The following is a 7814-nucleotide window of genomic DNA, read 5'->3' as shown; positions in this document are numbered from 1 at the left end:
CTCCTGGGGCCCGCTGGAGCGCACCCCGCGCGACACCCCCGAGGGCCCGACCGTCGCCGTGCTCTACTACCGCGCCCACCACATGAGCGGCAACACCGCCTTCGTGGACGCCCTGTGCGGGGCGATCGAGGACACCGGTGCCCGCGCGCTCCCGCTCTACGTGGCGTCCCTGCGGGCCCCCGAGCCCGAGCTGATCGAGGAACTCCGCGCCGCCGACGCCATCGTCACCACCGTCCTCGCCGCCGGCGGCACCAAGCCCGCCGAGGCCTCGGCCGGCGGCGACGACGAGTCCTGGGACGCGGGCGCCCTCACCGGCCTCGACGTGCCGATCCTCCAGGCCCTGTGCCTGACCGGCTCGCGCGCCGCCTGGGAGGAGAACGACGAGGGTGTCTCCCCGCTCGACGCGGCCAGCCAGATCGCCGTCCCCGAGTTCGACGGCCGGCTGATCACCGTCCCGTTCTCCTTCAAGGAGATCGACGAGGACGGCCTCCCGGCCTACGTCGCCGACCCCGAGCGCGCCGCCCGCGTCGCCGGGATCGCCGTACGCCACGCGCGCCTGCGCCACATCGCCAACGCGGACAAGCGTCTCGCGCTCGTCCTCTCCGCCTACCCGACCAAGCACTCCCGCATCGGCAACGCGGTCGGCCTGGACACCCCCGCCAGCGCGGTCGCCCTGCTGCGCCGCCTGCGCGAGGAGGGCTACGACTTCGGCACCGAAGCCGAGGTGCCGGGCCTGGCCTCCGGTGACGGCGACGAGCTGATCCGCGCGCTGATCGAGGCGGGCGGCCACGACCAGGACTGGCTCACCGAGGAGCAGCTGGCCCGCAATCCGGTCCGTATCCCGGCGGCCGACTACCGCCGTTGGTACGCCACGCTTCCCGAGGAGCTGCGCACGGCCGTCGAGGAGCACTGGGGCCCGGCACCCGGCGAGATGTTCGTCGACCGCAGCGCCAACCCCGACGGCGACATCGTCCTCGCGGCCCTGCGCTTCGGCAATCTGCTGATCCTCATCCAGCCGCCGCGCGGCTTCGGCGAGAACCCGATCGCGATCTACCACGACCCCGATCTCCCGCCCTCCCACCACTACCTGGCCGCCTACCGCTGGATCGCCGCCCGCGCCGACGACGGCGGCTTCGGCGCCGACGCGATGATCCACCTCGGCAAGCACGGCAACCTGGAGTGGCTGCCCGGCAAGAACGCGGGTCTCTCGGCGGCCTGCGGCCCGGACGCCGCCCTCGGCGACCTGCCGCTGGTCTACCCGTTCCTGGTCAACGACCCGGGCGAGGGCACCCAGGCCAAGCGCCGCGTCCACGCCACCCTCGTCGACCACCTCGTGCCGCCGATGGCCCGCGCCGACTCCTATGGCGACATCGCGCGCCTGGAGCAACTCCTCGACGAGTACGCCCAGATCTCCTCCATGGACCCGGCGAAGCTCCCCGCGATCCGCGCCCAGATCTGGACCCTCATCCAGGCCGCCAAGCTCGACCACGACCTCGGTCTGAACGACCGCCCCGAGGACGACGGCTTCGACGACTTCCTCCTGCACGTCGACGGCTGGCTGTGCGAGGTCAAGGACGCCCAGATCCGCGACGGCCTGCACGTCCTCGGCACCCCGCCGGGCGGCGCCGACCACGTCAACCTGGTCCTCGCCGTGCTGCGCGCCCGCCAGATCTGGGGCGGCACCACGGCCCTGCCGGGTCTGCGCGAGGCCCTCGGTCTCGACGAGTCCGCCGCCACCCGCACCACCGCCGACGAGGCCGAGGAGAAGGCCCGCGCGCTGGTCCAGGCGATGGAGGACGCGGGCTGGGACCAGGCCGCCGTCCCCACGGTCGTGGCGGCGCACGTCCCCGCCGAGCGCGGCGAACAGGTCGCCGCCATCCTGGAGTTCGCCGCCCGCGAGGTCGTGCCCCGGCTCGCGGCGACCACCGCCGAACTCGACCACAGCGTCCACGCCCTGAACGGCGGCTTCGTCCCGGCCGGCCCCTCGGGCTCCCCGCTCCGGGGCTTGGTCAACGTCCTGCCGACCGGCCGGAACTTCTACTCCGTCGACCCGAAGGCCGTCCCCTCCCGTCTCGCCTGGGAGACCGGCCAGGCCCTCGCCGACTCCCTCCTCGAGCGGTACCGCGCCGACAACGGCGAATGGCCCACCTCCGTCGGTCTCTCCCTGTGGGGCACCAGCGCGATGCGCACGGCCGGCGACGACGTGGCGGAGGCGCTGGCCCTGCTCGGCGTCCGACCCGTCTGGGACGACGCCTCACGCCGCGTGACCGGCCTGGAGGCCGTCCCCGCCGAGGAGTTGGGCCGTCCTCGCATCGACGTCACCCTGCGTATCTCGGGCTTCTTCCGCGACGCGTTCCCGCACACCATCGGGCTGCTGGACGACGCCGTACGGCTGGCCGCGTCGCTCGACGAGCCGGCCTCGGTGAACCACGTGCGGGCACACGTCCAGGCCGACCTGGCGGCCCACGGGGACGAACGCCGGGCCACCACCCGGATCTTCGGCTCCCGCCCCGGTACGTACGGGGCCGGACTGCTCCAGCTCATCGACTCCCGCGACTGGCGCACCGACGCCGACCTCGCCGAGGTCTACACGGTGTGGGGCGGCTACGCCTACGGCCGGGAGCTGGACGGCCGTCCGGCCCGGGAGGAGATGGAGACGGCGTACAAGCGGATCGAGGTGGCCGCGAAGAACACGGACACCCGCGAGCACGACATCGCCGACTCCGACGACTACTTCCAGTACCACGGCGGCATGGTGGCCACCGTCCGCGCGCTGCGCGGCACAGCCCCCGAGGCGTACATCGGCGACTCCACCCGGCCCGAGACGGTCCGCACCCGCACGCTGGTGGAGGAGACGTCCCGAGTCTTCCGCGCCCGGGTCGTCAACCCCAAGTGGATCGAGGCGATGCGCCGCCACGGGTACAAGGGCGCCTTCGAACTCGCCGCCACCGTCGACTACCTGTTCGGCTACGACGCCACCACCGGTGTGATCGCCGACTGGATGTACGACAAGCTCACCGAGACCTACGTCCTGGACGAGACCAACCGGGAGTTCCTCCAGCAGGCCAACCCCTGGGCCCTGCACGGCATCGCCGAGCGGCTGCTCGAGGCGGAGTCGCGCGGGATGTGGGAGAAGCCCGACCCGGCGGTGCTGGAGGGGCTGCGCCAGGTCTACCTGGAGACCGAGGGTGACCTGGAGGGCGGCGAGGACTGACGCCGGGCACCGGCGGCCCGGACGAGGGCGTCGAAGAGGGCCTGCTGCACGGGGTCCTCTTCGGCGGTGTCCTCGGGGTGCCACTGGACGGCGGTGAACCAGCCGGGGGAGCCCGGGAGTTCGAGTCCCTCCACCGTGCCGTCGGCGGCGCGGGCGGTGACCTCCAGTCCCTTGCCCAGCCGGTCGACGCGCTGGTGGTGGTAGCAGGAGGCCTCCGCCTTCTGTGCTCCGGCGGCCTGTTCCAGCAGGCTGCCGCGCCGGAGCGCCACCGGGTGCACGAGGTGGCGGTGCTCGTGTTCCGGGCCGCCCATGTCCTGTTCCAGGGTGCCGCCGAGGGCGACGTTGACGACCTGGAGGCCCCGGCAGACCGCCAGCAGCGGGATGCCCGCGTGCAGGGCGGTGCGGGCCACGTCGAGGTCGAAGGCGTCCTGCACCTCGTCGACGTCGTAGACGCTGGTGTGGGTGTCGGTGGCGCCGTAGCGGTGCGGGGCGAGGTCGCCGCCGCCGGGCAGCAGCACGCCGTCGAAGCGGGCGAGGCGCTCGGTCACGTCGCCGTCGGCCGCCGGGTGGATGCTCGCGGGTTCGCCGCCCGCCCGCCACACGGCCTCGACCAGCGCTCGGGCGTTGACCTCGGCGGCGTACCGCAGTGCGGAGGTCGTGGCGGAGAAACGGGCGGGTATCGCGATCAGGGGCCGGGGTCTGGGCCGGGCCGGGGTTCGGGTCACAGCTGGATCCAGGTCGTCTTCAGCTCGGTGTACTTCTCCAGGGCGTGGGCGGACTTGTCCCGGCCGTTGCCCGACTGCTTCATGCCGCCGAACGGGACGGTCAGGTCGCCCTCCTCGTAGCAGTTGACCCACACCGTTCCGGCCCGCAGCGCACGCGAGACCCGGTGGGCGGTGGACAGGTCGGAGGTCCACAGGCCGGCGGCGAGTCCGTACTCGGTGGCGTTGGCCAGCCGCACGGCCTCGTCGAGGTCGTCGAAGGTGAGCACGGACAGGACCGGGCCGAAGATCTCCTCGCGGGCCAGTCGCATACCGGGGTCCACCCGGTCGAAGACGGTGGGCTCCAGATAGCTGCCGCCGGTTTCGGCGCGGGTCCGGGAGCCGCCCGCGCGCAGGCGGGCACCCTCGGTCAGGCCGGTGGCGACATGGTCCCGCACGCGCTCCAGGTGGTCCTCGCCTACCAGCGCGCCCATCTCGGTGGCCGGGTCGAGCGGGTCGCCGACGCGCAGCTCCCGGGCGCGGGCCACGATCGCCTCGGTGACGCGTTCGGCGACGGAGGAGTGCACCAGGAGCCGGGAGGGAGCGGTGCACATCTCGCCCTGGTTGAAGAAGATGCCCCAGGCGGCGGTGGCGGCGGCCTTCTCCAGGTCCGGGGCGTCGGGGAGGATGATGTTGGGCGACTTTCCGCCGAGTTCCAGCCAGACGCGCTTGAGGTTGGAGTCGGCGGCGTAGCGCAGGAAGTGCCGGCCGACCGCCGTGGACCCGGTGAACGCCAGGACGTCCACGCCGGGGTGGAGCCCGAGGGCGCGTCCGGCCGTCGGTCCGTCACCGGTGACGACGTTGAGGACGCCCGGCGGCAGTCCCGCCTCGGTGGCGATCCGGCCGAGCAGCAGGGCGGACAGCGGGGAGTTCTCGGACGGCTTCAGGACGACCGTGCAGCCGGCCGCGAGTGCCGGGGCGACCTTCCAACTCGCCAGCGTGAGAGGGAAGTTCCACGGCACCACCGCGCCCACGACACCGGCGGGCTCCCGGGTGACCAGGGCCAGGGCGTCGGAGGCGGTGTGAGGCGACTCGTCGGTGAGTTTGTCGGCCAGTTGCCCGTACCAGCGGAACGTGGTGATCGCCGCCCGCAGTTCGATGTCGTGCGCCTCCGTGTACGGCTTGCCCATCTCCAGGGTGATGGTCAGGGCGAGCTTCTCCCGCTGTTCTTCGAGCAGTTCGGCGACGCGGAGCAGGATCCGGCCCCGGTCGGCGGGGGCGAGACGCGGCCAGGGACCCGAGTCGAAGGCGCGGCGTGCGGCGGTCACGGCCAGGTCGACCTCGGCGCTCCCGGCGTCGGCGACCTCGACGAGGACCTGCCCGTCGCGGGGCGACACCACGGCGAAGGAGGCGCCCCCGCCCGGCTCGTCCACCCCGTCGATGTGGTGCCGGCCGGGCAGCCGCAGTTCCTTGGCGCGACGGAGCAGGGTGTCGTGGGCGGGGGCGGGCATCAGCTCTCCTCTTCTCGTCCGTGTGCGGGGTGGTGTCGGTGACGGTGGGCGGCGGTCAGTCCGTGACGGTCCGGGCGTCCCGGGTCAGCCGTGCCACGACGAGCCCCAGGACCAGCACCGCGGGAACGGTCAGCTGGAGCCATACGGCAGTGGTCCGGTCGCCGCCGATGAGCGTGGTGAAGTTCTCGATGATCAGCCAGATCGCCCCGGCGATGCCGAGCGCGCCGAGGACCGGGGCGATCAGGGTGTTCCAGGGCCGGGTGTCGGCGCGGGAGCGGCGGAAGAAGACGACCACGGAGACGGAGGTCAGGAAGTACAGCAGCATCATCGCCAGGACGGCCACGCCGCTGAACCAGGAGAACAGCGTGAGAACGGGGTCCTTGCCCAGCAGTGCGAACGGCATGACCAGGGCCACCGCGATCACGGTCTGGACGAGGCCGGCCGCCCAGGGGGAGTGGCGCCCGTTGAGCGTGGTGAGCCCGCGCGGCAGCAGGCCCTCGCGGCCCAGGGAGAACAGATAGCGGTTGGCGGAGTTGTGGAACGCCAGGATGCCGGCGAACAGCGAGGTGGCCAGCAGCACGGGCAGGACGTCCGAGGTCCATGCGCCGAACTCCGCGGCGATGGGCGCGAAGACCCAGCCCGCGGCGTCGCCGCCCTCCAGCGCCTTGCCCGCCTCGGCCGTCGCCCGGGACGCGCCGTGCGCGGAGACCAGCATCCACGAGGTGAAGGCGAAGAAGGCGGTGACCACCGCGACCGACAGATAGGTGGCGCGCGGGACCGTCTTCCTCGGCTCCTTGGCCTCCTCGCCGTAGATGGCGGTCGCCTCGAAACCGAACATCGACGCGACGGCGAACATCAGCGCCACTCCGGGAGCGCCCTGGAGCGCCGCGTCCGGCGAGAAGCTGTCGGCGAAGCCCAGCCCCTCGGGGCCGCCGCCCTTGACGAAGGTCACGACGGCGAAGGCGATCAGGACGCTGAACTCCGCGAGGACGAACACGGCCAGGACCTTGGCGCCCATCTCGATCCCGGCGGCACCGAGGACCTGGACCACCACCATCGTGACCAGCGCCCACACCCACCAGGCGATCCGCACGTCGCCGTAGTGCTCGACCAGGCCGCTCACCGTCGCGCCGTACAGGCCGTACATCGCGGCCTGGATGGCGCAGTAGGCGAAGAGCGCGACGCCTGCGCTGCCGGAGCCGGCCGAGCGGCCCAGCCCCTTGCCGATGTACGTGTAGAAGGCGCCGGCGTCCACGACGTGGCGGCCCATGGCGACGAAGCCGATGGAGAACAGCAGGATCACGACGCCGGCCGCGAGGTACGCGGCGGGGACCCCGGCCCCGTTGCCGATGACGACGGCGATGGGGACGGCTCCGGCGATACCGGTGAGCGGGGCCTGGGCGGAAAGGACGAAGAAGAGGATGCCCAGGACACCGAGGGAATCGGGCTTGAGCCTGCCTGCGGTGGATGGATCGTGCGAGCTGTGCGGGGCGACCGCCGTCTGACTGTCCACTCGGATCACCTGTCGGGGACGGGGAGGGATGAGGGAGGGTTCGCTTCGGGATTCGTTTAGACCCAAACGAGTTGCCTCATCGTGGGCCCGAACTATCCGTTTGGCAAGGGGTCGGGTGAAGATTTTCGGCAGGTGTGACGGCGTGCGCGAGGACGCCGAGCGGCCCCGGACGTCGGACGCCCGGGGCCGCGATCGCCGAGGTCAGAGGCTATGCGTGGGCGTCGCCCGCCGCTTCTTCCTCGCCGTCCTGGCGCGCGTCGCCGGCACCGTCGGCGTGGAGCAGCCGCAGGAGGGCGCGCAGCTCCTCCACGGCCCGGTCCGTGACCTCCGGCTCGTTGAAGACGAGCTGGTGCAGGACGAGACCGTCGAGCGCGGCGAAGACCAGCCGGGTCAGCGCCTTGTCCGCGCCGGCGGGCAGCATCCGGCCCAGCTCGCGCTGGGCGGCGTCGAAGTACTCGTCGTAGAGCTCACGGATCTGCGGCAGCAGCTCCGGCCTGCGGCGGGACTCCAGCAGCAGTTCGTACTGGAACGCCTGGGTGTCCGGATCGGCCGTGACCATGTCCGACAGCCCGGTGGAGAAGTCCGCGACCTTACCCGTGCCCGGTTCGAGGGAGCTGGTGTCGAGCGAGGTGCGGATGGTGTGGGCGAGGGCCTCCTCGATCAGGGCGTCACGTGACCCGAAGTGGTGCACGACGAGCCCGTGGGTGACCCCTGCCTCCTCGGCGACCGCCCGGTAGGTGAGCTTGCGCAGCCCGCCCCGCGCCACCACGTGCACAGCGGCGTTGAGCAGGGCCTCGCGCCCCTCGCCGTAGTGGAGGCGCTTGCGTGGCCGTCGGCTCTTCGGGACGTCGGCGGAGTCGGTCATGCGCGTGACC

Annotated in this window: 5 protein-coding genes; 1 reads left to right on the top strand and 4 read right to left on the bottom strand. The window is 72.5% G+C overall.

Going from position 1 to position 7814, the window contains the following annotated elements:
- The coding region (cobN, locus tag P1P70_RS36210) for a cobaltochelatase subunit CobN (protein WP_319245345.1) at nt 1-3214 on the top strand (3214 nt) is incomplete at its 5' end.
- Here cobN and P1P70_RS36205 read toward each other — a convergent pair.
- The 4 genes from P1P70_RS36205 to P1P70_RS36190 form a co-directional block, all read right to left on the bottom strand.
- Nucleotides 3172-3939, bottom strand: a complete 768-nt coding sequence (locus P1P70_RS36205; RefSeq protein ID WP_319245342.1) for a gamma-glutamyl-gamma-aminobutyrate hydrolase family protein — start codon at nt 3937-3939, stop codon at nt 3172-3174. The two genes, cobN and P1P70_RS36205, sit on opposite strands and share 43 nt — an antisense overlap.
- On the bottom strand, nt 3936-5426 hold the full coding sequence (locus tag P1P70_RS36200; protein ID WP_319245341.1) for an aldehyde dehydrogenase: 1491 nt from the start codon (nt 5424-5426) through the stop codon (nt 3936-3938). Before P1P70_RS36200 ends, P1P70_RS36205 begins: the two co-directional genes overlap by 4 nt.
- 55 nt (nt 5427-5481) lie before the next feature.
- Nucleotides 5482-6939 carry an APC family permease gene (locus tag P1P70_RS36195; RefSeq protein WP_319245339.1) on the bottom strand — a complete coding sequence of 486 codons (1458 nt, stop codon included), beginning with the start codon at nt 6937-6939 and terminating at the stop codon, nt 5482-5484.
- A 208-nt stretch (nt 6940-7147) separates the two neighbouring features.
- Nucleotides 7148-7804, bottom strand: coding sequence for a TetR/AcrR family transcriptional regulator (locus tag P1P70_RS36190; protein WP_319245346.1), 657 nt, complete (start codon nt 7802-7804; stop codon nt 7148-7150).
- Nucleotides 7805-7814: the final 10 nt, after the last annotated feature.

It is taken from the genome of Streptomyces sp. MB09-02B (genome assembly GCF_033794485.1).
Taxonomy (GTDB): domain Bacteria; phylum Actinomycetota; class Actinomycetes; order Streptomycetales; family Streptomycetaceae; genus Streptomyces.
This window is presented reverse-complemented; position numbering and strand designations above follow the sequence as displayed.